Genomic DNA, 25,641 nt, shown 5'->3' on the forward strand with positions numbered 1-25,641 from the left:
GCAGATCGCTGGCCCGGGCATTTCGCCTATAGCTGGCTGACCCCCAGCGCCGCGGCTTCATCCCGCCACGCCAGCAGCGGCGCATAGGCCTCCCGCGACATATCGCTATAGCCGCAGATCAGCAAGGCGTCGCACAGGGAACGATAGCTATCATCGCTTACCAGCTGCTGGAGCGCCTCGCGCAGGCTATTCAGCGTTGCCGCCGGGGTGGCGCCGGCGGTGATCAGCGGCAGCCCTGGCGCGGCCGGGCTCCAGCCGATCGCCACCAGGCCTGCCAGAGCCTGCGGCTGATAGCGCTGCAGCAGAGCGTAGGTCACGCAGTCGATGGCGGCGATATCGGCGTTTTCCTGCTGCAGCTCGCGCAGCGACTGCCGATGGCTGCCGCTGAACATCACCGCTGAAAAAAAACGCCCCTCCCGGGAGAGCGGCGCGACCATTTTACGCAGTACGTTGTAGCCGGACTGCGAGTGCTCGGCATTGCACACCGCCCGACGGCCCAAAAAGTCCCCCAGCATCCGGTGGCTATCCGCTTCGCGGACCACCAGCAGGCTGCGATAGCGGCGCCCTTCGCAACCGGGCGCAGCGTAGTGGAAGCAGCCCACCGTCTGCACCTCCGGCAATTGGGTCACCAGCGGGTAGCCACAGGTCTGGCTCAGCAACAGCGTCGGCTGGCGCCAGTGAGCCAGCAGATCCCCGGGGTCAGCCGCCGGAGGGTCCCCCGCCACCATCACGCCGCGTTCGTCCAGCAGCGACTGCACCGCCTGCCACAGGGCCTGGGTCTGTTGACGGTGGATGGCATACATCGGAAAAGTCATGCGTTCAGCCATATTCTCCTCCCGCCTGCGCCTGCTCGCCAAAGCCCGGATGGGCGTTCACCGCCACCGCCCGGCGGCTAAAATGGCGTCGCCACTCGCCGTACCCGCGCACCAGGAACCCCTGATTACGCTGCAGATACGCCGCCTGGCGATGCAGATACAGTTGACGTAAAGCGTACCAGGGGACCCCTGGCAGATCATGATGCACCGCATGGTAGTTGAGATTGAGGAACAGCGCCCGCCAGGGGAGCCCGGCCTCGTTGATCACCGAGCGGGCCAGCGGGTCATCCGCGGCGCGGTGTTCGAGAAAAGAGCGTACTTTGGTCAGGGCCAGCGCCGGGTAGCTCACCGCCAGCACAAACCACAGCGGAGAAAAACCCTGCGCCGCCATCCAGGTCAGCAGGCCCGTCAGCAGCAACAGATGCAGACTCCACATGGCGATAGCGCGGCGGTCGCCCTCGCGGAAAGCCCGCAGCGCGCTGTTCAGGGTGTGAATAATATCCATCATCGGCGCCAGCAGCAGACGCCCCCAGAAGGTGTTGCGCAGGTGGATAAGGCGGCGCTGCCAGGCTGAGAAGCGCTGCCAGCTTTCCGCCGTTACGTAGTACGATTCGGGGTCATCCTCAGGGTGCGTCAGCAGATGGTTGCGATGGTGCGCCAGGTGGCTGTCGCGGTAGACGCCATAGGGATACCAGACCGCCAGCGGCAGCGTCCCCAACAGCTGGTTAAACCATGCCAGCCGGGTGGGATGCCCATGGATCAGCTCATGCTGTAAGGACATATACCAGGCGGTAAACCAGATCAACAGCAGCGTGGCCGGAAACAGTCCCAGCGTCCGCCAGCCCGCCACGCAGGCAAACCAGCCGCCGTAAACCGTCACAATCAGCAGCCAGGTCGGCAGCTCGCTGCGCCACAGCCAGCTGCGCGCCAGCTGGCGGATCAGGATGCGCTGTTGGTCATCCACATAGACAGCCGTCTTCTTTTCCGTCACTTCCGATACCTTGCCGTGTTGCCTCATTCCCACCGAAGATGTGAGATAACACGTTAAATAACAAAGTATTTAATTGACTTAGCTTTGCCAAAAAGCGCGTTTGTATTCAGCAGGACAAAGAGAATACCGTCCATGGCGCAACAGGTTGGCGGTGTTTACATTGCGCTCGATTCTCGCTGCCGTTGTACTTGTAACTGTTTGAAGATCTCCTCAACTGCCATCCGGTTATGATACTTCGCCTGAAGACTATAATCGTATTTTGTTAATGCGCGGTCCCAGTAGGTGGCAACAGCCTGCTGGACTTCAGGGAACGAGAGTAACTGAAGACCCACTTCAAACTCACCCTCAAACCAGATTTGCTGCGCGTGCGATAAGGCTGTTTTATAAATTGGTTTTTCAAACCCTCCTTTATGGTCCGTTACCCACTGAACAATATCGGGATAGTCCATGATAAGCTCATCTGCTAATAACATATGAATTTGACAATCGCGGGACCGCGTTGAAAAAGCGACTTCGTGGCTATGGATACTAAGCGTAAAATACCGGGACCATCCGCTATGCGCCCCTGGGAATAGACTAAACACCCAAACCCCTTCTTTATGTCGCCATTTCTCACAACCGGCGATAGCGAATAGTTTTACCAGGTAATCTCTCAACCCCTGGTGATGAAAAAGTCGGTCGATTTTAGGTTTAGTCGTCAACGGTTGTTGATCAAGGCTGGCAAGATGATGGGCAGCCAGTTCAGGCGTGACATTAAATAGCTCTTTCTGATTTGCAATAGTCCGCACGCGAGAATCGCGAAAAAGATAGTGCAGCCAGGTTTCGACATTATGCCAGTCAGGTACGCTACGGTAGTCTGCTACCCGCCATGGGGCATATAAACAATAGGGTGGCTGGGTATTAATCTCCTTACACCGCTTCTCTGGCAAATAATCCGTGCCACCAATTTTAATATACGGTGTTTTATCTGATACCAGTATATATACGTAGCCATACGTATTTTCATTATTCATACTGCCTCCTGCAACATATTCTCCTCAGTTACAACAGAATACGGTATGGCATGAATGCTTTAATTATCCTGGTATCACATATTTCTTATTACGTTTCACCGAACCTGCGTTTCGGTTGTATATCACGTTTCGTTCGCGGGCTGACCTCCTGTTGGCCTTCGCACCACAATTAAATGCAGAGAACCTCGCCAGACGTGCAACGTACTCAGATACAACGCAGGAAAATACTTAGTACAGCCCGAAAGCCCCTTTCCCAGGCCGGACAAGAACAGCGGCGTCGCTTTTGTGCCGGGCGGCGGCTGCGCCTTGCCCGGCCTACGATCCGTGCTGCCTGTCGTTAATTTTTTTACCGCTGTTGCTGAAACTCGCTGTAGTCGGTCTCAACACCACTGATACTTTACCGCCAGGTCGAGGATACTTAAGGACTCCAGCGCCTTACCCGCCTTCGCGCCGACGATACCGGCGGAGCGTCACAGCGACTACTCCTCTTCCCGCTCCGCTGGCGCCCAGGTCGGCAGAGTCTGGAAGGTGTGCAACAGCCCTTCGGACCACGCCTTGCGAATGCGGTTGAAGTAGGGATCACTGTCGGTGATGCGATGCTGCCCGGCACTGCTGAAGCTGCCGCTGCGGTAGAGCAGCGTATCCAGCGGCAGGCCGACGGACAGATTACTGCGCAGCGTCGAGTCAATGGAGATCAACGCGCAGCACATCGCCTGCTCCAGCGGCGTGTCGATGGTCAGCACCCGATCGATGATCGGTTTGCCGTATTTGCTTTCGCCAATCTGGAAATAAGGCGTGTCGCGGGTGGCTTCAATAAAGTTGCCCTCCGGATAAATATGGAACAGACGATGGGTTTCGCCGGCGATCTGGCCGCCAAGCAGCAGGTTGCAGTTGAAGTTGGTGTTACTGCAGGTCTGCTGGTTGCTGCTGTCGCGCTGGATCACCTCCAGCAGCGTTTTACCGATCAGCATCGCGGCGTCGTAGAGGGAAGTGACCTGCATCAGATTCGGCTCCTGCTGGGTACGGATGCGCGCGCTGAGCAGGCTTATCACGCTCTGGGTGGTGGCCAGATTGCCGGCGGATTGCAGCACCAGCACCCGTTCCCCCTCCTGATGGAAAACGTGCAGCTTTTTAAAAGTGGCAATATGGTCGACGCCCGCGTTGGTGCGGGAGTCGGAAGCAAACACCAGTCCATCCGCCAGGCACATGGCCACACAGTAGGTCATTGCGGTTATTCCCGTATTATTGCTGCTGCGCCTGCTGGCTGTGTTCGCGCACTTCAGCGTTAGTTAACATAATCTCCCCGCCGCCGCCCAGCCGGGTGCCCCGTACCGGGCAGGCGTCGAGATAATCCAGCCCGGTCGCCAGCCGTAAATGCTGATTCAGGCGACGGGTATTATTGGTGATATCAAACGACAGCCAGCGGCCGTCGAGCCAGACTTCCGCCCAGGCATGCATCGCCACATGCTGGGCGTTATCGCTGTAGACATAGCCGCTGACGTAGCGCGCCGGGATCTCCAGCGCGCGGCAGCAGGCGAGAAAAACATGGGTATGATCCTGGCACACCCCCTTCGCGCGGGCGAAGGCGTCGGCGGCGGAGTCCTGCACCTGGGTCGCGCCGGGGGAGTATGGCATTCTTAACAGCAGATCCGCCATCAGTTGATTCAGACTCTCTTCCGCCGCATCGGGACGATAGAGGCGCTGGGCAAACTCACGGATCGCCGTATCGGCGCGGGTTAGCGGCGTACAGCGCAGAAAAACCAGCGGCGACAGCAGCTCGGCCTCTTCATCACACGTCTCCTCCCCTTCGTCGGCGATATCGACAATCCCGCTGGCGCGGATGGTGATCTCCTTGTGCGGGTTATCCAGCGTCAGCACATGCAGCACATTGCCCCAGCCGTCGGTAGTGGTCACCGCCGCGCCGTCCGGCAGGGTCAGCGTCCAGGCGGTGATCGTCTGCCGGGCGGTACTGCGCGGCGTCAGGCGCAGATACTGGGTGGAAAACTTCACTTCTTCATCGTAGCCATAGCGGGTGAGATGATCGATGACCAGTTTCATAAGGCCTCCAGGTAGGTTTGTCTGATGCTGTCGGACAGCGCGTTAATTCTCGCCAGCAGCCCGTTAAGGGTGGTCTGCAGGTCCGCCTGCGCCAGGTCGTCACGGGTGCTGAAGCGCAGGTCAACGTTGAGCTGATGGGCGAGGCGCAACGGTTGATAGGAGCGATCGTTGGCGATCTTCTCCAGTTCGCCCACCAGGTCGGCAATGCTGGCGCGCAGCGAACGCGGAATATCGTTGCGCAGGATCAGCAGCTCCATCACCGTTTCACGACTGACCGGCTGGCGGTAGAGGCTGTTGTAGGCTTCGCGGGCGCTGACCGCATTGAGCAGGGTATCCAGCCGGTAGTATTCCCGCACCGGATCCGGGTCGTTGGTCAGCTGTTGATCCTTAATCAGCAGCAGCTGGGTGGTGGCGAACGCGCGCTCGATCAGCGTGCCGATACCGATAAAACTCAGGGCGTCGTTACGCAGCAGCGTGCCGATCACTGCCCCGCGAAACAGATGCACCCGCTCTTTCACCCACTCAAAAAAGCCGTCGCTCCCCAGCTCGCCCAGCCCCTGCTGGCGCAGGCTTCGCAGCTCAATGCGGGTGGCATTGATGCTCTCCCACACTTCGGCCGACAGACTGCCGCGCACGGCGTGCGCATTGTTCCACGCCATCTCCACGCAGCTGTAAATACTGCTGGGGTTGTTGCCATCAAGGGCAAAAAAGTTGAGCAGATTGCTCATGGTAAAGCGGGCATGGCGCGCCTGAAACAACTCGTGGGTCATCGACAAATTCAGCGGCAGAGCCAGATCCCGCGACTGCTGGCTGTGACGGGGGATCATCGATAATTTCCAGGTCACGTCCAGCACCCGGGCGTAGCTCTCCGCCCGCTCGAGATAGCGGGCCATCCAGAACAGTTCACTCGCCGTACGACTTAGCATGATGCGTCATCCTCCATCACCCAGGTATCCTTGGTTCCGCCGCCCTGCGACGAGTTGACCACCAGCGACCCTTCGGTGAGGGCCACGCGGGTCAGGCCGCCGGGCACCAGCCGCATCTCCTGCCCGGACAGCACGTAGGGGCGTAAATCGATATGTCGCGGCGACAGCCCTTCATCAACGAAGGTGGGGCAGGTCGACAGCGCGAGGGTGTCCTGGGCGATATAGTTGGCCGGATTGGCCAGCAGGCGCTGGCGGAAGGCCTCCCGCTCCTCTTTGGTGGAACGCGGGCCGACCAGCATGCCGTAGCCCCCGGCGCCATGGACCTCCTTGACCACCATCAGCTCGAGATTGCTCAGCACGTAGCGCAGATCCTCCGCTTTCCGGCACTGCCAGGTGGGGATATTGCTGAGGATCGGCTGTTCGCCGAGGTAAAAGCGGATCATCTCCGGGACGTACGGATAGATCGATTTGTCGTCAGCCACCCCGGTGCCGATGGCGTTGGCCAGCACTACGCCGCCGGCGCGATAGACGGACAGCAGCCCCGGGACGCCGAGCATCGAATCGGCGCGGAAGGCCAGCGGGTCGAGCCAGGCGTCGTCGATGCGGCGATAAATCACATCCACCCGCCGCGGCCCCTCGGTGGTGCGCATATACACCGCGCCGTTTTTAATAAACAGATCGGCGCTCTCCACCAGCTCGACCCCCATCTGCTGCGCCAGGAAGCTGTGCTCGAAGTAGGCGCTGTTGAAGCGACCCGGGGTCATCACCACGACGCAGGGATCATCCACCAGCGAGCTTTCGCGCAGGGTCTGCAGGAGGTAGCTCGGGTAGCGCTCCACCGGCGCAATGTGATGCTGCTCGAACATCTCCGGATAGAGACGCATCATCATCTTACGGTTTTCGAGCATGTAGGAGACGCCGGACGGCGTGCGCAGATTATCCTCCAGCACGTAGTACTGACCGTCGTTATTGCGCACCATATCGACGCCGGTGATATGGGCATAGGTATTGTTTGGCAGGTTGATGCCCTGCATGCACGGCTGATACTGCTCGTTGGCCAGCACCTGCTCGGCCGGGATCAGCCCCGCGCGCAGGATATTCTGCTCATGATAGATGTCATAGAGGAAGGCGTTCAGCGCTTTCACCCGCTGGCGTATGCCGCGGTCAATGCGCTGCCACTCCCCGGCGGGTATGATCCGCGGCACGCTGTCAAACGGGATCAGCCGCTCGGTCCCCTCATCCTCGCCGTACACGTTAAAGGTGATGCCGATACGGTGAAAAAGCAGTTCCGCTTGCGCTTTTTTCTGCCGGATAGAGAATTGATCGGTATTGCGAAACCATTGCCACCAGGCATTATAGTGCGGCCGCTGTTCACCCTGCGCGGTCAGCATCTCGTCATAATAATGCCCGTCAGGTAGCGTAATTTTAATCATGGCTATCCCCTCCGGTTGTACTCACTTTGTGGTAATCCCGCCAAGAGATAAGCATTAATTATGCCAGGTCCTCTGCCGCCGCGGCGTTGTGCAAATCGGTTCAGCCCCGCCGTCTGGTTGTGCAAAAAATCGCCAAAACAGCCGCCCGCGCCCGGCGGCGGCTGCACCGTCGTGAGGCAGGGCGACGTTTTTTGCGCCATCGTGGACGCCAGCGCCCTCAGCCAGGCGGCCCAGCCCGCGGCGGTCTCAGGAGACCTGGCAGGTAAATCCTCTGTTTTCGCGCAAAATGTTACCCCTGACACGCGCAGCGGCAGATATTCGTCTAAGGTTTTTGGATGGCCAAACGTCGTGGCCCGCAGTCGATAATGATAAGGAGAACTCCCCATGACGAGTACTGATGCACGTCGTCCCGCTGCTTTGCCCTGTTCCCTGCGCCTGGCGATCGGCGGCGCTCTGATCGCCCTGATGAGCCTGAACGCTCAGGCGGAAGACGGCAAAACCGCGCCGCCCCCCTCGCCGGATATTCTGCTGGGCCCGCTGTTCAATGATGTCCAGAGCGCGAAGCTGTTTGCCGATCAGAAAACCTTCGCCGACGCTATCCCTAACAGCGATCCGCTGATGATCCTTGCCGATTACCGGATGCAAAAAAACCAGGCCAGCTTCGACCTGCGCCACTTCGTCGAACTGAACTTCACGCTGCCGAAAGAGAACGACACCTATGTGCCGCCCAAAGGGCAAACTCTGCGTCAACATATCGATGGCCTGTGGCCGGTCCTGACCCGCAGCACCGTCGAGGTGGAAAAATGGGACTCGCTGCTGCCGCTGCCTAAGCCCTACGTGGTGCCCGGAGGACGTTTCCGCGAAGTCTATTACTGGGACAGCTATTTCACCATGCTGGGTCTTGCCGAAAGCGGTCACTGGGATAAAGTCGAGGATATGGTCGCCAACTTCGCCGCGGAAATTGACGCCTGGGGCCATATCCCCAACGGCAACCGCACCTATTATCTCAGCCGTTCGCAGCCCCCCTTCTTCTCCTTTATGGTGAGCCTGCTGGCGACGCACGATGGCGACCAGGTGCTGAAAACCTACCAGCCGCAGCTGGAGAAAGAGTATCGCTACTGGATGGCCGGAGCGGACGCGCTGGCTCCCGGCAGCGCCGACAAACGGGCGGTGCGGATGGCGGACGGCGCGCTGCTCAACCGCTACTGGGACGATAACGACACCCCGCGTCCCGAGTCCTGGCTTGACGACGTCAAAACCGCCAAAAGCAACCCGAATCGTCCGGCAACCGAGATCTATCGCGATCTGCGCTCCGCCGCTGCCTCCGGCTGGGATTTCAGCTCCCGCTGGATGGACAATCCGCAGCAGCTCGCCACCATTCGCACCACCTCGATTGTCCCGGTCGATCTCAATGCCCTGATGTTCCATCTGGAGAAAACCCTCGCCCGCGCCAGCAAGGCATCCGGGGACAGCGCTGGCGCTACGCAGTACGATGCGCTGGCTAACGCCCGCCAGCAGGCCATCGAGAAATACCTGTGGAATGATAAAGAGGGATGGTACGCCGACTACGATCTGAAAACCCACAAGGTGCGCAATCAACTGACAGCGGCGGCGCTGTTCCCGCTGTACGTCAATGCCGCGTCACGCGAGCGGGCGACGAAAGTGGCCGCCGCCGCCGAGTCGCGCCTGCTTAAACCCGGCGGGCTGACCACCACCACCGTCAACAGCGGCCAGCAGTGGGACGCTCCCAACGGCTGGGCGCCGCTGCAGTGGGTGGCGGTCGAGGGGCTGCAAAACTATGGTCAGCAGAAGATCGCCATGGAGGTCACCTGGCGCTTCCTGACCAACGTGCAGCATACCTATGACAGTAAGCAAAAGCTGGTGGAGAAGTATGACGTGAGTTCGACCGGCACCGGCGGCGGCGGCGGGGAATATCCGCTGCAGGACGGCTTTGGCTGGACCAACGGCGTCACCCTGAAGATGTTGGATCTGATCTGCCCGCAGGAGAAACCCTGCGATGCGCTGCCCGCTACCCGTCCGGCGACAACCCCTTCACCGCAGGACAAACCTGTTGCGGCGCCCGCGGCTAACGACCCCGCCCCTGCGGAACCGCAAAAGACCGGCTCCTGACGCTTTGCCGCCCCCTACCAAAATCGGTAGGGGGAAGCGGTCTCCCTGGTACTACCGTCCCGTGCAGACCCATTCTGCGGCTCGCGGGAAACACTTCCCCACCCCCTCGCGTTGAACAGGTCACCTTTTCGCTTGATCGCACAAATACAAACAATAATAATTCGCATTACTTTTTAACGAATAATGACAGATTCGTTTTTCACGCGGCGGCGTACAGGAGTACCAGACCGCGTTGGTTCAGGATGATCTTATGAACGTGGCTATTTCTCGAAAACGCCCGGGGCTGCTGTATGCCCTTGCGGTCACACTCCCCTTCACCGCGCAAGCCGAAGAGACGGTGGTGGTCACTGCCACCCCGCCGGCGTCCGCCAGCGCGCCGACGGAGGGCTACAGCGCCAGCACCTCGCTCGGGGCGACGAAAACCGACCAGCCGTTAATCACTACCGCCCAGTCGGTGTCGGTGGTCACCCGCCAGCAGATGGCGGATCAGGGGGCGAATACCATCAGCCAGGCGCTGGAATATACCCCGGGGGTCTACTCCAGCTTCGGCGGCGGCGCCACCCGGTTCGACGCCATCTCCCTGCGCGGCTACCACGGCGGCGACGTCGATAACCTGTTCCTCGACGGCATGCGCCTGATGAGCGACGGCGGCAGCCATAACGTACTGCAAATCGACCCGTGGTTTATCGAACGCGTGGATGTGATCCGCGGCCCCTCCTCCGCGCTCTACGGGCAGAGCGTGCCGGGCGGCGTGGTCAACCTGACTTCCAAACGTCCGCAGTTCAGTCAGCAGGGCCACATCCGCCTGACCGGCGGCACGCAAAATACCAAAGGCGCGGCCTTCGATTACACCGACGCCATCAATGACCAGTGGGCATGGCGGCTGATCGGGATGACCCGCAGCAGCGATACGCAGTATGACCATACCCGCGAAGAGCGCTACGCGATTTCGCCTTCCCTGCTGTGGCAGCCGGACAGCGACACCTCGCTGCTGCTGCGCGCCTATCTGCAAAAAGATCCTTCCGGCGGCTACCACGGCTCTTTGCCGCTGGACGGCACCCGCTACGCGCACAATGGCCGTAAGCTCTCCCCCAGCACCAACGAAGGCGATCCGGGAGATGGCTATCAGCGCCGCCAGCAGATCTACAGCTATGAGTTTGACCACCAGTTCACCGACGTCTGGTCGGTCTATTCCGCCGGGAGCTACACCCATACCAACGTCTCCCTCGATCAGGTCTACCAGGTCGGCTGGATAGATGACAGCGACATGCTGGCCCGCGGCTACAGCGGTTCGCGCGGTTCGCTGGACGGCTGGTCAACCGATAACCGCCTGCGCGCCGATTTCAATACAGGCGACCTGGCGCACACCCTGATCCTCGGCGCCGAATATCATCGCTTCCGTAACGACCTGTGGACCGGCGCCGGCGGCGCGGCGCCCCTTAACCCGTTTAGCGGCTATACCGCGCAGACCGGACATACCGTTACCTACAGCGACGACAATAATCGCCGCTATTACCAGACCGGGCTGTATCTGCAGGATGAGATGGTCTGGAACCGCTGGCATGTGGATGTTTCCGCCCGCTACGACCGCATCGTTTCCCAGCAGGTCAGCGATACCCAGGGGACCTCAAACCGCCGTTCAGACGACCATATCAGCGGCCGCGCCTCGCTGTTGTACGCCCTGGACAACGGTCTGTCGCCCTACCTGAGCTACAGCCAGGCGATCACTCCGGCGATGCTGCCGGGCGCGGACGGCAAACCGTTGAAACCGACCACCGCCGAACAGGTTGAAGCCGGCCTGAAGTTCCAGCCGCCGGGCAGCAGCGATCTCTATAGCATCGCGATTTACGACCTGACGCAAAAGGATGTCGCCACTCGCGACCCGAACATCGCCACCGCCACCTATATTCCGGCGGGTAAGGTCCATTCCCAGGGCGTTGAGCTGGAAGCGCACCACCAGATCACCCCGCAGCTGAGTACTATCGCCTCGTATACCTGGAATCGTCTGCGTTTCCAGGACACCCAAGATGGGACCGACAATAACACGCCGCAGCTGACCCCGGATCAGATGGCCTCCTTCTGGGCGCGCTATCAGTTCCCGGCGGGGATCTCCGTTGGCGCCGGCGTCCGCTACATCGGTAAACAGTGGGCGGATGATGCCAACACCGCGCGGCTGCCGTCGGTCACGCTGATGGACGCCATGATGCGGGCCGACCTCGGCGTTTGGTCGCCAACGCTGAAAGGCGCATATGTGCAGGTTAACGCCAACAATATCGGCGACCGCGAGTATATTTCCGGCTGCTATGGCACCGGCAACTGTTACTGGGGAGCAGAGCGCAGCGTTATAGCCACCGTGGGCTACGATTTCTGAGGACGTGGCCTCCGGGAGACTACCGGAGGCCAAACGAGGGATTACATGGCGTCCAGCGCTTTCTGTAGTTTCCAGATATAGCGCGGCGCCTGCGGTGCCGGGTGTTTTTTCACCACATGTTCGAAGAACTCATCGGCGTCGAGATCGTTAATCTCCTCGATGGCGTCCTGGCGGTTCGAGGAGAAGGTACGCAGCAGCGCGCCAGCGCCGTTGGCATAGGAGACCACCACCGCATAGCGCATCACCTGCGGGTCTTTGATCCCCGCCAGCGGACCGTTCTCCAGAATGCTCAGATAGGCGGCCCCCATCGAGATATTACGTTCCGGGTTTTTCAGCTCACTGACCGACGGCTCGCCGCGCCACCCCATCCGCCGATAGACATCGCGTCCGGAGGTCGACGGCTTGAGCTGCATCAGCCCGACGGCGCCGGATTTACTCACCACCGCAGGATTACCGCCCGACTCGATGGCGATGATCGCCGTGATCAGCTGCGGATCCACGCCCCAGGCGGCGCCGGCTTTTTCACTGATCGGCATCCACTGCATCGCCCGCTTCACCGGGACCTCGGGGTTCCACGGCGGGTTAGTGTAATCATGTTTCGAACTACAACCGGCCAGAAAAACGACTAAAATAAGCAACCATCTCAATTTCACACATCTATCCTTATCTACCCAAACGCCATCATGCTACAGAACGACGGCCGCGGTACGTCTCCCGCCTGCCGACAACCTGAAGGATGACGGGTGCGGACTGAAGTTAGCCACCTGGAGATGACAATCGCCATTCCAGGCGGCATCATAACCCTTTCATTCATAGCAAGGAATTATCATGTCTCAGTTTTATCTGGTCGCGCCATCCGGGTATTGCATCAACCAGCAGGCGGCAGCCCGCGGCGTCGAGCGTCTGCAGCAGGCCGGACACGAGGTGGCCCACCAGCAGGTCATTCCCCGCCGGCAGCAGCGTTTCGCCGGGACTGAACATGAACGGCTGGCCGATATTAACCAGCTGGCCCAGTTGCCCGGCCGCAACCGGATCGTCCTCGCCGTGCGCGGCGGCTACGGCGCCAGTCGCCTGCTGCCGCATATCGACTGGCAGGGACTGGTTGCCCGCCAGCAGCGCGACCCGCTGCTGATTTGCGGCCACAGCGATTTCACCGCTATCCAGTCGGGCCTGCTGGCCATGGGCAACGTCATCACCTTCAGCGGGCCAATGCTCGCCGGCAACTTCGGCGCGGAGACACTCGACCCGTTTACCGAGCACCATTTCTGGCAGGCGCTACGCCAGCCGGAATTCACCCTCGAATGGCCGGGCGAAGGGCCGAACTGCCGGGTGGAAGGCACCCTGTGGGGGGGGAAATCTGGCGATGCTGACCTCGCTTATCGGCACGCCGTGGCTGCCGGCGATCCGCGACGGCATCCTGGTGGTGGAGGATATCAACGAGCACCCGTTCCGCGTCGAGCGCATGCTGCTTCAGCTGTTGCACAGCGGCGTGCTGGCGGCGCAGAAAGCGGTGATCTTCGGCAGCTTCACCGGCAGCGCGCCGAACGACTATGACGCGGGATACGATTTGCCGCAGGTCTTTGATTATCTGCGCCAGCAGCTCCCCCTGCCGCTGATTAGCGGACTGGAGTTTGGCCACGAGCAGCGCACGGTGACCCTGCCGCTGGGCGCCCGCGCGCGCCTGGTGAATCAGGCGACGGCCACCACCCTGACGATCGGCGGCCATCCGGTGCTGACAGAATAAATTTCCCGAACGCATAGGCGGATCCCCTGCGAATTGTTAAAATAGTGTCACTTTTAGCCATTTTTTCACGCCAGTCAGGGAGTACGTGAACATTGGACGCCGCTGCGGTCATTAGTCTGTTTATTCTGGGTTCTGTTTTAGTAACCTGCAGTATCTTATTGAGCTCCTTTTCTTCGCGCCTTGGCATCCCGATTCTGGTCATATTTCTGGCCATCGGGATGCTGGCAGGCATTGACGGCATCGGCGGCATCCCCTTCGACAACTACCCCTTCGCCTATATGGTGAGTAACCTGGCGCTGGCGGTGATCCTGCTGGATGGCGGGATGCGCACCCAGGCCAGCTCCTTTCGCGTCGCGCTGTGGCCCGCGCTATCGCTGGCGACGGTTGGGGTGCTGATCACCTCGGCGCTGACCGGGATGATGGCGGCCTGGTTGTTCAAGCTGGATCTGATCGAAGGCCTGCTGATCGGCGCCATTGTCGGCTCCACCGACGCCGCGGCGGTCTTCTCGCTGCTCGGCGGCAAGGGGCTCAACGAGCGCGTCGGCTCGACGCTGGAGATAGAGTCAGGCAGTAACGACCCGATGGCGGTCTTCCTGACCATCACCCTGATCGAAATGATCCAGCAGCACCAAACCGGCCTCAGCTGGATGTTCGCCGTGCATATCATTCAGCAGTTCGGCCTCGGGATCGCCATCGGCCTCGGCGGCGGCTACCTGCTGCTGCAGATGATTAACCGCATCGTGCTGCCCGCCGGCCTCTATCCGCTGCTGGCGCTGAGCGGCGGGATCATGATTTTTGCCGTCACCACCTCCCTCGACGGCAGTGGTATCCTCGCCGTCTATCTCTGCGGCTTTCTGCTGGGCAACCGGCCGATCCGCAACCGGCACGGCATCCTGCAGAACTTCGACGGCCTGGCGTGGCTGGCGCAGATCGCCATGTTCCTGGTGCTGGGCCTGCTGGTGACGCCCTCCGACCTGCTGCCGATCGCTATCCCGGCGCTGCTGCTGTCGATGTGGATGATATTCATTGCCCGGCCCCTGTCGGTGTTTGCCGGCCTGCTGCCGTTTCGCGGCTTTAACCTGCGCGAACGGGTGTTTATCAGCTGGGTTGGCCTGCGCGGCGCGGTGCCCATTATTCTCGCGGTGTTCCCGATGATGGCCGGCCTGGACAACGCCCGCCTGTTCTTCAATGTCGCCTTCTTCGTGGTGCTGGTGTCGCTGCTGCTGCAGGGCACTTCGCTGTCGTGGGCGGCGAAAAAAGCCAAAGTGGTGGTGCCGCCCATCAGCTGGCCCATCTCCCGCGTCGGGCTGGATATTCACCCGGAAAACCCGTGGGAGCAGTTTGTCTACCAGCTGGGGGCCGATAAGTGGTGCATCGGCGCGGCGCTGCGCGACTTGCACATGCCACCGGAGACGCGGATTGCCGCGCTGTTTCGCAACAATGTCCTGCTGCACCCCACCGGCAGCACCCGCCTGCGGGAAGGCGATATCCTGTGCGTTATTGGTCGGGAGCACGACCTGCCGGCGCTGGGCAAAATGTTCAGCCAGTCGCCGCCGGTGGCGCTCGATCAGCGCTTTTTCGGCGACTTCATTCTTGATGCTGAGGCCCGCTTCGCCGATGTGGCGCAAATCTACGGTCTCGACGGCGGTGAGGAGTTCCGCGAGCATCAGCAGTCGCTCGGGGAAGTGGTGCAGCAGCTGCTGGGCGCCGCGCCGGTGGTGGGCGACCAGGTGGAGTTCGCCGGGATGGTGTGGACGGTAGCTGAAAAAGAGAACGATCACGTGCTGAAGGTTGGGGTGCGGGTCGCGGAAGACGAGGCGGAGTGATCCGCCCCGGAATAGGTTACAGGGTCACAACTGGCACCCGCGGCGCCAGGGCGCACATCAGCTCATAGCCGACGGTGCCGCTGCTGGCCGCCACGTCGTCGATTTTAATCTCTTTGCCCCACAGCTCGACCGGCGCGCCGATCCCGGCCTGCGGACAAGGCGTTAAATCGACCGCCAGCATATCCATCGATACGCGTCCAACGGTAGTGGTGCGTACGCCATCCACCAGCACCGGCGTGCCGCTCGGCGCCACCCGCGGATAGCCGTCGGCATAGCCGCAGGCGACGATGCCGATCCGCTGCTCCTGGGTGGTGCGGTACAGGCCGCCATAGCCAATCGCCTCGCCGGGACGCAGGTTCTGCACGCCGATGATCTCGCTGCGCAGCGTCATGACCGGCTTCAGCCCGGTGTTGGCGATGTCCTGCCACTGCCCGGAAGGCGACGCGCCATACAGCACGATGCCTGGACGAACCCAGTCAAAATGCGCTTCCGGATGCCAGAGGGTCGCCGCCGAGTTGGCCAGCGAGCGCGGGCAATCCAGCCCCTCCGCCGCCTGTTCGATACGGCGCATCGGCTCGACAATTCCCTGCGGGTTCTCCGCCTCCGCGAAGTGCGACATCAGCGTCATCTCGCCGACGTTGCTTATCGCCCGCAGCTGCTGCCAGACGGTGTGGACCCGCTCAGGCATAAAGCCCAGCCGGTTCATGCCGCTGTTCACCTTGAGATAGATATCCAGCGGCGCGCGCAGCTTCGCCTGCTGCAGGGCCTTAATCTGCCAGTTGCTGTGGACGCTGGTGGTTAAACGATATTGATCCAGCACCGCCAGCTCATCGGCATGGAAGAAGCCCTCCAGCAGCAGGATCGGGCCTTTCCAGCCCTGCTCGCGCAGCAGGATCGCCTCTTCCAGGTTGAGCAAGGCGAAACCATCCGCCGCGCTTAACGCACTCCATACGCGCGCCACGCCGTGGCCGTAGGCGTTGGCCTTGACCACCGCCCACAGGCGCGACCCGGGGGCCGCGCGACGCACTATCTGTAAATTCTGCCGCAAGGCCAGCAGGTCGATGCTGGCCACTACCGGACGGGTCATGCAAGCTCCTTAGTTGTGTGCGCCGTGCAGGTGCTGCGGGCGCGCCGGGGTAAAACCGGGGCTGTAGCGGGCAACCGCCAGATCGTCGTAAGGGATCGCCGGCGTGCGGCCGGAGATCAGATCGCTGATAAGCTGCCCGGAGCCGCAGGCCATGGTCCAGCCAAGCGTGCCGTGGCCGGTGTTGAGCCACAGATTTTTATACGCTGTGCGGCCGACCACCGGCGTGCCGTCCGGCGTCATCGGCCGCAGGCCCGTCCAGAACGTCGCCTGCTCCACGTGGCCGCCGCGCGGGAACAGATCGCGCACCACCATCTCCAGGGTTTCGCGACGCGGCTGCAGCAGCGCTTTGTTAAAACCGACGATCTCCGCCATGCCGCCGACCCGAATGCGCTGATCGAAGCGGGTGATGGCGATTTTGTAAGTCTCATCAAGGATAGTTGAAACCGGCGCGCCGTCCTCCTGAGCGATCGGAATAGTTAATGAGTAGCCTTTCAGCGGGTAGACCGGTATATCCACCAGCCCTTTAAGCATCGCCGTCGAGTAGGAGCCGAAGGCCATCACATAGGCGTCGCCCTTGATAATCTCATCGCCGCATTTCACCCCGGCAATGCGATCGCCCTCGTGCAGCAGCGCATCCACTGCGGTGTTGAAGCGGAAGGTCACGCCGGCCTGTTCCGCCATTGCCGCCAAACGGGTGGTAAACAGCTGGCAGTCGCCGGTTTCATCATTTGGCAGACGCAGGCCGCCGGTCAGTTTGTGGCTGACCTCCGCCAGCGCCGGCTCCACCTCCGCCAACCGCTTCGCTTCCAGCAGCTGATACGGCACGCCGGCGTCCTCCAGCACCGCGATGTCGCGGGTGGCATTTTCATACTGTTTGGCGGTACGGAACAGCTGCAGCGTCCCGCCCTGGCGCCCTTCATACTGAATGCCGGTGGTGTCGCGCAGCGCCTTTAGGCAGTCGCGGCTGTACTCCGCCAGGCGCACCATACGGCCTTTGTTCTCCATATAGTGGCGGGTGTCGCAGTTGCGCAGCATCTGCCACATCCACTTCAACTGGAACGAGGTGCCGTCAAGACCGATCGCCAGCGGCGCATGGCGCTGAAACATCCATTTGATCGCCTTCAGCGGCACCCCCGGCGCCGCCCAGGGCGCCGCATAGCCGGGAGAAATCTGCCCGGCGTTGGCCGCGCTGGTCTCCTCTGCCGGACCGGGCTGACGGTCGATGACCGTCACGTCATGACCCGCCTGACTCAAATACCACGCGCTGGCTACCCCAACCACCCCACTTCCCAGTATGACGACACGCATAGCGACTCCGTAACAGTTAAAGAACAATCATCTAATTACAAATTGATAACTCAGTTGAAAATATTATTCAACATACGCTTTATTTATGGTGACTTAACTCACAGCAAACCGCACCAGCCCTGCGCTGTGAGATTTACGATCTCATGCTGCGCTTTATTTTTACCCAGCATTAAATTCTGCAAACAAGGCAAAAAAACGGCTTTGAGATGGGGAAATCGCGAAGAAAAGCGATTGGCGTACAGCACAGTTTGCTGCACCGTGTTCTATGCTTGTTTAGAGGTTTTCCGTTCAGAGAAAACCAACAACAACGAGGGCGCGCTAATGGCTACGATTGACTCCATGAACAGGGACACCACCCGTTTAAGCGATGGACCCGACTGGACGTTCGAGTTACTGGAAACCTACCTGGCCGAAGTGGACCGGGTCGCCAAGCTCTATCGTCTTGACACCTACCCGCACCAGATCGAAGTCATTACTTCCGAGCAGATGATGGACGCCTACTCCAGCGTCGGCATGCCCATCAACTATCCGCACTGGTCGTTTGGCAAAAAATTTATTGAGACCGAGCAGGCCTATAAGCACGGTCAGCAGGGTCTGGCGTATGAGATAGTCATCAACTCCAACCCCTGTATCGCCTACCTGATGGAGGAAAACACCATCACCATGCAGGCGCTGGTGATGGCCCATGCCTGCTACGGGCATAACTCGTTTTTTAAAAATAACTATCTGTTTCGCAGCTGGACCGACGCCAGCTCGATCATCGACTATCTGATCTTTGCCCGTAAGTACATCACCGAGTGCGAAGAGCGCTATGGCGTCGACGAAGTAGAGAAACTGCTCGACTCCTGCCACGCGCTGATGAACTACGGCGTCGACCGCTATAAACGTCCGCAAAAAATCTCTCTGCAGGAGGAGAAAGCGCGGCAGAAAAGCCGGGAAGAGTATCTGCAAAGCCAGGTGAATATGCTGTGGCGCACCCTGCCGAAGCGCGAAGAGGAAAAAGCGATTGAATCCGCTCGTCGCTACCCTTCCGAACCGCAGGAGAACCTGCTGTACTTTATGGAGAAGAACGCCCCGCTGCTCGAACCGTGGCAGCGCGAGATCCTGCGCATCGTGCGTAAAGTCAGCCAGTATTTCTACCCGCAGAAACAGACCCAGGTGATGAACGAGGGGTGGGCCACCTTCTGGCACTACACCATCCTCAACCATCTCTACGATGAAGGGAAAGTGACTGAGCGCTTTATGCTGGAGTTTCTCCACAGCCATACCAACGTAGTGTTCCAGCCGCCGTACAACAGTCCGTGGTACAGCGGGATTAACCCCTACGCGCTGGGCTTCGCCATGTTCCAGGACATCAAGCGCATCTGTCAGTCGCCCACGGAAGAGGATAAGTACTGGTTCCCCGATATCGCCGGTTCTGACTGGCTGGAAACGCTGCATTTCGCCATGCGCGACTTTAAGGATGAAAGCTTTATCAGTCAGTTCCTGTCGCCGAAGATCATGCGCGATTTCCGCTTCTTTACCGTGCTCGACGACGATCACAACAATTATCTGGAGATCTCGGCGATTCACAACGAAGAGGGTTATCGCGAGATCCGCAATAAGCTCTCCGCGCAGTATAACCTCAGCAATCTTGAGCCGAACATCCAGGTGTGGAACGTTGACCTGCGCGGCGACCGATCGCTGACCTTGCGCTATGTGCCGCACAACCGCGTCCCGCTGGACAAAGGCCGGCGCGAAGTGCTGAAGCATGTGCATCGTCTGTGGGGGTTCGATGTGCTGCTGGAGCAGCAGAACGCCGACGGCAGCATTGAGCTGTTGGACCGCTGCCCGGCGCGGCCGAACGCGCTATAACATTGCGGGGCGAGTAAAATAACAAGGGGGCCATTGGCCCCCTTGTTCTGTTTATCGATCGCGAAAAGCCTGCTTAACGCATATTCATGGCTAAATCACCGGGCAGCGATTTCTGCATCCGGTGCCAGATTTCGCCGCTGTCATGGCCGTAGCGACGAACCAGCTCGTAAACCTGGTCATGCAGGCCAGCCTCACACACTTTCGCCAGCTGATGATAGAAACCGAGCGCCAGGCTGCGCGCTTCCGGGCTGGAGAAATAGTGGCGGCCGATGCGGGTATACAACCCCTTCATGCCGTTGAGGATCAGACCGTAGATCGGGTTGCCGGAGGCGAACGCCAGACCACGGAAAATATTATAATCAAGCTCGGCGAAGGCGTCGGCGTGATCCTCCACCTCCCGGGCGCTGTCCAGGACCGCCAGCGCTTTATCCGGATGCTGGCGAAACGCGGTGCGGATAAAAATCGTGGAAATGTTGGTGCGCACGGAGAGCAGATTATCAATCAGCTGCGGCACGCTGTCGTGATCGAGGCGCGCCAGCGTTTCGAGGATATTCAGGCCGGAGGTTTCCCAAAAGTTATTCACTTTAGTGGGCTTACCATGCTGAATGGTCAGCCAGCCGTCACGGGCCAGACGCTGCAATACTTCGCGCAGGGTTGTGCGGGTGACACCGATCAGCTCAGAAAGCTCGCGTTCAGCGGGGAGAATCGATCCGGGAGGGAAGCGGTTATTCCAGATACTCTCAATGATGTACTCTTCCGCGAAACCCGCAGGGCTCTGCGCCTTAATGACCATAGTAAGATTTCCATTACACAGCGTTACAATTGCACTCATCATACCAGAGCCGCTATAGCGCAGATAGCATGGCAAGTGAATTAAAAAGGGATCGCCGTTTCATTTTCCGCTTTACTTTGCGCTTTTCCTTATCTTGACAAACCGCCAGCGCGGCGCGAAGAAAGTTGCTTCTCATTTTGCTCAACTGGTACTCTTGCCAATCGTTATGCACAAAACCATGCACTCATTGACGGGGAAGGATTCTGTCGTGGAAATTTCTTATGGCCGCGCGCTGTGGCGCAATTTTCTTGGCCAGTCGCCGGACTGGTACAAGCTGGCATTAATCATTTTCTTAATCGTAAATCCGCTGGTGTTCGCCGTGGCGCCGTTTGTCGCCGGCTGGCTGCTGGTGGTTGAGTTTATCTTTACCCTCGCCATGGCGCTGAAGTGCTATCCGCTGCTGCCGGGGGGTCTGCTGGCTATCGAGGCGCTGCTGATCGGCATGACCAGCCCGGCGCACGTCCGGGAAGAGATCGCCGGCAATCTGGAGGTGCTGCTCCTGCTGATGTTCATGGTGGCGGGTATCTACTTTATGAAACAGCTTTTGCTGTTCGTGTTTACGCGCCTGCTGCTGGGGATCCGTAGCAAAATGCTGCTATCGCTGGCCTTCTGCCTGGCGGCAGCCTTCCTCTCGGCCTTTCTCGATGCGCTGACGGTGGTGGCGGTAGTGATCAGCGTCGCCGTCGGGTTCTACGGCATCTATCACCGCGTCGCCTCGGCGCGCCCGGACGATAGCGACCTGCTCGATGACAGCCATATCGAGCAGCACTACCGTGAGGTGCTGGAGCAGTTCCGCGGCTTTCTGCGCAGCCTGATGATGCACGCCGGCGTCGGGACCGCGCTCGGCGGCGTCATGACCATGGTCGGCGAGCCGCAAAACCTGATTATCGCCAAAGCCGCGGGCTGGCATTTTGGCGAGTTCTTTCTTCGCATGGCGCCCGTGACCCTGCCGGTGATGGTCTGCGGTCTGTTAACCTGTCTGCTGGTCGAAAAGTATCGCCTGTTTGGCTACGGCGAACCGCTACCGCCGACGGTGCGCAAGGTGCTGCAGGAGTTTGACGATCGCAGCCGCGCCCAGCGCAGCCGTCAGGAGCGACTGCGGCTGATTGCCCAGGCGCTCATTGGCGTTTGGCTGATCGTGGCCCTGGCTTTTCACCTGGCTGAGGTCGGCCTGATTGGCCTGTCGGTGATCATCCTCGCCACCACCTTTACCGGCGTTACCGATGAGCACGCCATTGGCAAGGCGTTCACCGAGGCGCTGCCCTTTACCGCGCTGCTGACGGTCTTCTTCTCCATCGTCGCGGTTATCATCGATCAGCAGCTGTTCACGCCGGTGATCGAGTTTGTCCTGCAGGCCTCGCCGCACGCGCAGCTGTCGCTGTTTTATCTGTTCAACGGCCTGCTGTCGTCCATTTCGGATAACGTGTTTGTCGGCACGGTCTACATCAACGAAGCGAAAGCGGCGCTCGAACATGGCGCCATCAGCCTGCCCCAGTTTGAGATGCTGGCGGTAGCGATCAACACCGGCACCAACCTGCCCTCGGTGGCCACCCCGAACGGCCAGGCGGCGTTTCTCTTCCTGCTGACTTCCGCCCTGGCACCGCTTATTAGGCTCTCCTATGGCCGTATGGTGTGGATGGCGCTGCCCTACACCATCGTACTGACGCTGGTCGGCCTGTTATGCGTCGAGTTCACCCTGATGCCAGTCACCGACTGGCTGCTGGCGCACGGCTGGCTGGTGACGCCCACCCTGCCCTGAGTCAGTTTTTGCCCGGGTTCGCCCGGGCGCATCAATAACCCGTTACGGAATATTTTCCGCCGCGCCTCTGGCGTCGGTTCGGTTTTCGTTTACACTGCCATGATTTAGCATCTTCCAGGGAAATGATTATGTTGCAATATTTAAACCAGTGCTCAAGAGGACGCGGTGCCTGGCTCCTGATGGCGTTGACCGCTTTTATTCTCGAACTTGTCGCGCTGTGGTTCCAGCACGTGATGCTGCTGCAGCCGTGTGTCATGTGTATTTACGAACGCTGCGCGCTGTTCGGCATCATGGGCGCGGGACTGGTGGGCGCTATCGCCCCCAAAACGCCGCTGCGCTATGTCGCCATGGCAATCTGGTTGTACAGCGCGATACGCGGACTACAGCTGGCGTGGGAGCATACGATGATCCAGCTGCACCCTTCACCGTTCCAGACCTGCGATTTCGCCGCCCGCTTCCCAACCTGGCTGCCGCTGGATAAATGGCTGCCGCAGGTTTTCGTTGCGTCCGGAGACTGTTCAGTACGTCAGTGGCAGTTCCTGTCGCTGGAGATGCCGCAATGGCTGGTGGGGATTTTCGCCGCCTATCTGCTGGTCGCTATTCTGGTGATCGTTGCTCAGCCTTTCAAAGCGAAAAAACGCGATCTGTTTGGTCGTTAAGCCGCGGCGAGTACAGCCCACAATGAAACGCCCTGCGGGGCGTTTTTTTATGCCTCCTGCGCATCACTGAATCGTTTCATGTCTATGGTTGACCACAGCTGCCAAAAGGTGCATATTAAATACATCTTTTAAAACCCCACAGGAGCTCACATGTCATCTTTACTGATCCCCGCAGACTGGAAAGTTAAACGCTCCACCCCATTCTTTACCAAAGAGAATGTCCCTGCCGCCCTGCTGAGCCACCACAACACCGCGGCTGGCGTCTTCGGCCAGCTGTGCGTCATGGAGGGCACGGTCACCTATTACGGTTTTGCCAATGAACAAGCGACGGAGCCGGAGAAAAAAGTCGTGATTCATGCCGGGCAGTTTGCTACCAGTCCGCCGCAGTACTGGCACCGCGTCGAACTCAGTGACGACGCCCGCTTCAATATTCACTTCTGGGTGGCGGAAGAAACCGACGGTGAAAACGGGCTGTTCCACGCGAAGAAAGCGTGACGGCGCTTAGCGCGCCCTGTCAGGCAGATTAAGGATATGGTCCTGCCAGTCGACCACCGTGGACTCAGGCACCGCAATATGGCGAACGGAGATGCGTTCGCCGTGCATCGCCGCTTTTGAGCCAGTCAGCAGCGGGTGCCAGGCCGGCAGAGGCTTGCCTTCCGCCAGCAGGCGATAGGCACAGGTCGGCGGCAGCCATTCGAAGGTCGGCAGATTTTCGCGGGTAAGCTTGATGCAGTCCGGCTCATACTCAAAGCGACGCGCGTAGTTACGACACTGGCAGGTTTTGATATTGAGCTGACGACAGGCGACGTTGGTGAAGTAGATCTCGTCAGTGTCTTCATCCATCAGCTTGTGCAGGCAGCACTGGCCGCAGCCGTCACACAGCGATTCCCACTCCGCGTCGCTCATGTCATCCAGTGTTTTTTGTTGCCAGAAAGGTTGTTCGCTCATCGGAGTGTCCGTCGTTGCCAGTTAAGGGTGCACCTTATAACCAGTCTGGCACGCCGATGCAAGTTTTGCCGCCCCAAAAGGCGGCAAATAGCGCTTACAGCACGCGGGTAGTGAGCGCCAGGCCGTTGAAGCCGACCTCCAGCTCGTCACCGCTGTGCAGCGGCCCCACGCCTTCCGGGGTGCCGGTGAGGATCACATCCCCGGCTTTGAGGGTAAAGAAGCGCGACATATAGGCGATCAGCGGCACAATCCTATGGATCATGTCGGCAGTGGTGCCCTGCTGGCGCACTTCGCCATTAATCTTCAGACTTAACGACGTATTCTGCGGGTCGCCGTGGAACTCAGCGGCCGGGATAAAGCCGGAGATCGGACAGGCGTTATCGAAGCCTTTGGCCTTCTCCCAGGGTTGTCCCGCTTTTTTCATTTTCGCCTGCAGGTCGCGCAGCGTGAGATCCAGCGCGACGCCATAGCCGGCAATCCCTTTCAGCACATGCTCTTCCGTCGCCTGACGCAGCGTGCTGCCGATAAGCACCGCCAGCTCGACTTCGTGATGCACCGAGCCCAGCCCCTCAGGAAGCACCAACGGCTGACGAAGATCGCACAGCGCAGTCTCAGGTTTAATAAACAGCACCGGCTCTTCCGGCGTCGCACTGCCCATTTCCTTGATGTGTTTCGCATAATTACTGCCGACGCACACTACTTTGCTTACTGGATAATCCAGAAGCGCACCCTGCCAGTTATGATGTTGGTACATTATTTTCCCTCGTGGGTTAATCGGATTGTTTCCCCTGTTCCGCCAGGTGTTTCTTTAGTAGATTTTCAGACGGCGGAGGCAGTTGCAGGTAATAGCCCTGTTCGCTTAACGCCTGTTTCACTTTTTCCAGATCGGCGTTAACCAGTTTTTTGCGCCCATCCAGCGGCAGCAGCATCGCCATTTGCGGCGTGCCAAAGCTGCGCATTAGCTCGTCAGGAACGCGCGAGAAATCGTCCTTTTTTTCGACGTATAAATAGGTTTGTTCACGTTTAGTACTTCGATAGATCACACAAAACATAGTTTTACTCGGAATTAGACCCGTGGTCACTTGCCTCAATATATGAGTGACTATAACATGCCTTTTAGTCTTCGGAATATCACCGCACTTCGGCGGTTGATAAACAGCAAATTGAGTAAGGCCAGGATGTCAAATACGCCAATCGAACTTAAAGGCAGTAGCTTCACGTTATCTGTCGTTCATTTGCACGATGCAAATCCCGAGGTTATTCGTCAGGCGTTAGAAGACAAAATCGCCCAGGCTCCCGCCTTTTTACGTCATGCTCCGGTGGTGGTGAATATCGCCAGCATCGAGGAGGAGGTAGAATGGCGCGCCATCAACGAGGCTATCGCCGCGACCGGTTTACGTATTATGGGCGTTAGCGGATGCAAAATTCCGCGCCTGAAAACCGAAATCGACCGCGCCGGCATCCCGTTATTAACCGAAGGGAAAGAAAAAGCCTCTCGTCCGGCACCGTCCGACCCCACCCCGCCGCCGCCAGTTGCTAGTCAGATCACAAAAACGCGTTTGATTGATCAGCCGGTACGTTCCGGTCAGCGCATTTATGCGCCACACTGTGATCTTATTGTTACAAATCATGTGAGTGCCGGTGCGGAACTTATCGCTGACGGAAATATCCATGTATATGGCATGATGCGAGGACGCGCGCTGGCAGGCGCCGGTGGCGACAGAGACGCCCAGATATTTTGTACCCACCTTGCGGCGGAGCTGGTCTCCATCGCCGGGGAATATTGGCTGAGCGATAACATCCCGGCCGAATTTTATGGCAAAGCGGCGCGCCTGCGTTTAGGTGAAAGCGCTTTGGCAATTCAACCGTTAAATTAATCCCTTTTTA

Annotated in this window: 26 protein-coding genes; 9 read left to right on the plus strand and 17 right to left on the minus strand. The window is 59.4% G+C overall.

The genetic code is table 11. The features are described 5' to 3' along the window. Nucleotides 1-26: 26 nt before the first annotated feature. From KPHS_33060 to KPHS_33120, 7 genes are all read right to left on the minus strand, one after another. Entirely contained in the window at nucleotides 27-827 is an 801-nt protein-coding gene (locus KPHS_33060) for a phosphate/phosphonate ABC superfamily ATP binding cassette transporter, binding protein (RefSeq protein ID YP_005227606.1), read from the minus strand. Then, nucleotides 820-1,806: a putative fatty acid desaturase gene (locus KPHS_33070; protein ID YP_005227607.1), complete on the minus strand. Its 987-nt coding sequence runs from the start codon at nucleotides 1,804-1,806 to the stop codon at nucleotides 820-822. The genes KPHS_33060 and KPHS_33070 overlap by 8 nt, the downstream gene beginning before the upstream one ends. A 155-nt stretch (nucleotides 1,807-1,961) precedes the next feature. Continuing rightward, nucleotides 1,962-2,819 carry a GIY-YIG nuclease family protein gene (locus KPHS_33080; protein YP_005227608.1) on the minus strand — a complete coding sequence of 286 codons (858 nt, stop codon included), beginning with the start codon at nucleotides 2,817-2,819 and terminating at the stop codon, nucleotides 1,962-1,964. Between the two features lie 479 nt (nucleotides 2,820-3,298). Continuing rightward, nucleotides 3,299-4,045 carry a proteasome-type protease gene (locus KPHS_33090; protein YP_005227609.1) on the minus strand — a complete coding sequence of 249 codons (747 nt, stop codon included), beginning with the start codon at nucleotides 4,043-4,045 and terminating at the stop codon, nucleotides 3,299-3,301. Nucleotides 4,046-4,061: 16 nt separating this feature from the next. Further along, nucleotides 4,062-4,877 (minus strand): transglutaminase family protein, encoded by an 816-nt coding sequence (locus KPHS_33100; protein ID YP_005227610.1) that lies wholly within the window; start codon nucleotides 4,875-4,877, stop codon nucleotides 4,062-4,064. Then, on the minus strand, nucleotides 4,874-5,803 hold the full coding sequence (locus tag KPHS_33110) for an alpha-E domain-containing protein (protein YP_005227611.1): 930 nt from the start codon (nucleotides 5,801-5,803) through the stop codon (nucleotides 4,874-4,876). Before KPHS_33110 ends, KPHS_33100 begins: the two co-directional genes overlap by 4 nt. After that, nucleotides 5,797-7,236, minus strand: coding sequence for a circularly permuted type 2 ATP-grasp protein (locus KPHS_33120; RefSeq protein ID YP_005227612.1), 1,440 nt, complete (start codon nucleotides 7,234-7,236; stop codon nucleotides 5,797-5,799). Before KPHS_33120 ends, KPHS_33110 begins: the two co-directional genes overlap by 7 nt. Nucleotides 7,237-7,620: 384 nt before the next feature. Between KPHS_33120 and KPHS_33130 the strand changes: the two genes are divergently transcribed. After that, the gene (locus KPHS_33130) at nucleotides 7,621-9,366 is read left to right on the plus strand and encodes a periplasmic trehalase (RefSeq protein ID YP_005227613.1); all 1,746 of its coding nucleotides are present in this window, start codon (nucleotides 7,621-7,623) and stop codon (nucleotides 9,364-9,366) included. Between the two features lie 250 nt (nucleotides 9,367-9,616). Beyond that, nucleotides 9,617-11,737 (plus strand): TonB-dependent siderophore receptor, encoded by a 2,121-nt coding sequence (locus KPHS_33140; RefSeq protein ID YP_005227614.1) that lies wholly within the window; start codon nucleotides 9,617-9,619, stop codon nucleotides 11,735-11,737. Between the two features lie 41 nt (nucleotides 11,738-11,778). Here KPHS_33140 and KPHS_33150 read toward each other — a convergent pair whose 3' ends face one another. Beyond that, nucleotides 11,779-12,390, minus strand: a complete 612-nt coding sequence (locus KPHS_33150) for a membrane-bound lytic murein transglycosylase E (protein ID YP_005227615.1) — start codon at nucleotides 12,388-12,390, stop codon at nucleotides 11,779-11,781. Nucleotides 12,391-12,547: 157 nt separating this feature from the next. Further along, nucleotides 12,548-13,000 (minus strand): hypothetical protein, encoded by a 453-nt coding sequence (locus KPHS_33160; protein ID YP_005227616.1) that lies wholly within the window; start codon nucleotides 12,998-13,000, stop codon nucleotides 12,548-12,550. Nucleotides 13,001-13,100: 100 nt separating this feature from the next. Between KPHS_33160 and KPHS_33170 the strand changes: the two genes are divergently transcribed. Both KPHS_33170 and KPHS_33180 read left to right on the plus strand, forming a co-directional pair. Then, entirely contained in the window at nucleotides 13,101-13,481 is a 381-nt protein-coding gene (locus KPHS_33170; protein ID YP_005227617.1) for a muramoyltetrapeptide carboxypeptidase, read from the plus strand. Nucleotides 13,482-13,573: 92 nt separating this feature from the next. Continuing rightward, on the plus strand, nucleotides 13,574-15,307 hold the full coding sequence (locus KPHS_33180; protein ID YP_005227618.1) for a potassium/proton antiporter: 1,734 nt from the start codon (nucleotides 13,574-13,576) through the stop codon (nucleotides 15,305-15,307). A gap of 16 nt (nucleotides 15,308-15,323) precedes the next feature. Here the strand turns inward: KPHS_33180 and KPHS_33190 are convergent, their stop codons facing one another. The 3 genes from KPHS_33190 to KPHS_33210 all read right to left on the minus strand — a co-directional run bounded on the left by KPHS_33190 (nucleotide 15,324) and on the right by KPHS_33210 (nucleotide 17,947). Beyond that, entirely contained in the window at nucleotides 15,324-16,394 is a 1,071-nt protein-coding gene (locus KPHS_33190) for an alanine racemase (protein YP_005227619.1), read from the minus strand. Between the two features lie 9 nt (nucleotides 16,395-16,403). Then, a complete protein-coding gene (locus KPHS_33200; RefSeq protein ID YP_005227620.1) occupies nucleotides 16,404-17,627 on the minus strand; it encodes a D-amino acid dehydrogenase small subunit in 1,224 nt (407 codons plus the stop codon). A gap of 173 nt (nucleotides 17,628-17,800) precedes the next feature. Further along, complete coding sequence (locus tag KPHS_33210; RefSeq protein ID YP_005227621.1) at nucleotides 17,801-17,947, minus strand: hypothetical protein; 147 nt, start codon at nucleotides 17,945-17,947, stop codon at nucleotides 17,801-17,803. A gap of 76 nt (nucleotides 17,948-18,023) precedes the next feature. Here KPHS_33210 and KPHS_33220 point away from each other — a divergent pair, with 76 nt between their 5' ends. Next, nucleotides 18,024-19,556 carry a SpoVR family protein gene (locus KPHS_33220; RefSeq protein YP_005227622.1) on the plus strand — a complete coding sequence of 511 codons (1,533 nt, stop codon included), beginning with the start codon at nucleotides 18,024-18,026 and terminating at the stop codon, nucleotides 19,554-19,556. Between the two features lie 73 nt (nucleotides 19,557-19,629). Here the strand turns inward: KPHS_33220 and KPHS_33230 are convergent, their stop codons facing one another. Continuing rightward, nucleotides 19,630-20,349, minus strand: a complete 720-nt coding sequence (locus tag KPHS_33230) for a fatty acid metabolism regulator (RefSeq protein ID YP_005227623.1) — start codon at nucleotides 20,347-20,349, stop codon at nucleotides 19,630-19,632. A 247-nt stretch (nucleotides 20,350-20,596) separates the two neighbouring features. Here KPHS_33230 and KPHS_33240 point away from each other — a divergent pair, with 247 nt between their 5' ends. The 3 genes from KPHS_33240 to KPHS_33260 all read left to right on the plus strand — a co-directional run bounded on the left by KPHS_33240 (nucleotide 20,597) and on the right by KPHS_33260 (nucleotide 23,301). Then, a complete protein-coding gene (locus tag KPHS_33240; RefSeq protein ID YP_005227624.1) occupies nucleotides 20,597-22,147 on the plus strand; it encodes a sodium/proton antiporter in 1,551 nt (516 codons plus the stop codon). 128 nt (nucleotides 22,148-22,275) lie between these two features. Further along, nucleotides 22,276-22,806, plus strand: a complete 531-nt coding sequence (locus KPHS_33250) for a disulfide bond formation protein B (protein ID YP_005227625.1) — start codon at nucleotides 22,276-22,278, stop codon at nucleotides 22,804-22,806. 150 nt (nucleotides 22,807-22,956) lie between these two features. Then, the gene (locus KPHS_33260) at nucleotides 22,957-23,301 is read left to right on the plus strand and encodes a DUF1971 domain-containing protein (RefSeq protein ID YP_005227626.1); all 345 of its coding nucleotides are present in this window, start codon (nucleotides 22,957-22,959) and stop codon (nucleotides 23,299-23,301) included. A 6-nt stretch (nucleotides 23,302-23,307) separates the two neighbouring features. Here the strand turns inward: KPHS_33260 and KPHS_33270 are convergent, their stop codons facing one another. The 4 genes from KPHS_33270 to KPHS_33300 all read right to left on the minus strand — a co-directional run bounded on the left by KPHS_33270 (nucleotide 23,308) and on the right by KPHS_33300 (nucleotide 24,973). After that, nucleotides 23,308-23,754 carry a YcgN family cysteine cluster protein gene (locus KPHS_33270; protein ID YP_005227627.1) on the minus strand — a complete coding sequence of 149 codons (447 nt, stop codon included), beginning with the start codon at nucleotides 23,752-23,754 and terminating at the stop codon, nucleotides 23,308-23,310. 94 nt (nucleotides 23,755-23,848) lie between these two features. After that, nucleotides 23,849-24,508: a fumarylacetoacetate hydrolase family protein gene (locus tag KPHS_33280; protein ID YP_005227628.1), complete on the minus strand. Its 660-nt coding sequence runs from the start codon at nucleotides 24,506-24,508 to the stop codon at nucleotides 23,849-23,851. Nucleotides 24,509-24,524: 16 nt separating this feature from the next. Further along, the gene (locus KPHS_33290) at nucleotides 24,525-24,713 is read right to left on the minus strand and encodes a YcgL domain-containing protein (RefSeq protein ID YP_005227629.1); all 189 of its coding nucleotides are present in this window, start codon (nucleotides 24,711-24,713) and stop codon (nucleotides 24,525-24,527) included. 143 nt (nucleotides 24,714-24,856) lie between these two features. After that, nucleotides 24,857-24,973: a hypothetical protein gene (locus tag KPHS_33300; protein YP_005227630.1), complete on the minus strand. Its 117-nt coding sequence runs from the start codon at nucleotides 24,971-24,973 to the stop codon at nucleotides 24,857-24,859. Between KPHS_33300 and KPHS_33310 the strand changes: the two genes are divergently transcribed. Further along, nucleotides 24,933-25,631 carry a septum site-determining protein MinC gene (locus KPHS_33310; protein YP_005227631.1) on the plus strand — a complete coding sequence of 233 codons (699 nt, stop codon included), beginning with the start codon at nucleotides 24,933-24,935 and terminating at the stop codon, nucleotides 25,629-25,631. The two genes, KPHS_33300 and KPHS_33310, sit on opposite strands and share 41 nt — an antisense overlap. Nucleotides 25,632-25,641: the final 10 nt, after the last annotated feature.

Origin of the sequence: Klebsiella pneumoniae subsp. pneumoniae HS11286 (genome assembly GCF_000240185.1) — a bacterium.
GTDB classification, from domain to species: Bacteria; Pseudomonadota; Gammaproteobacteria; order Enterobacterales; family Enterobacteriaceae; genus Klebsiella; species Klebsiella pneumoniae.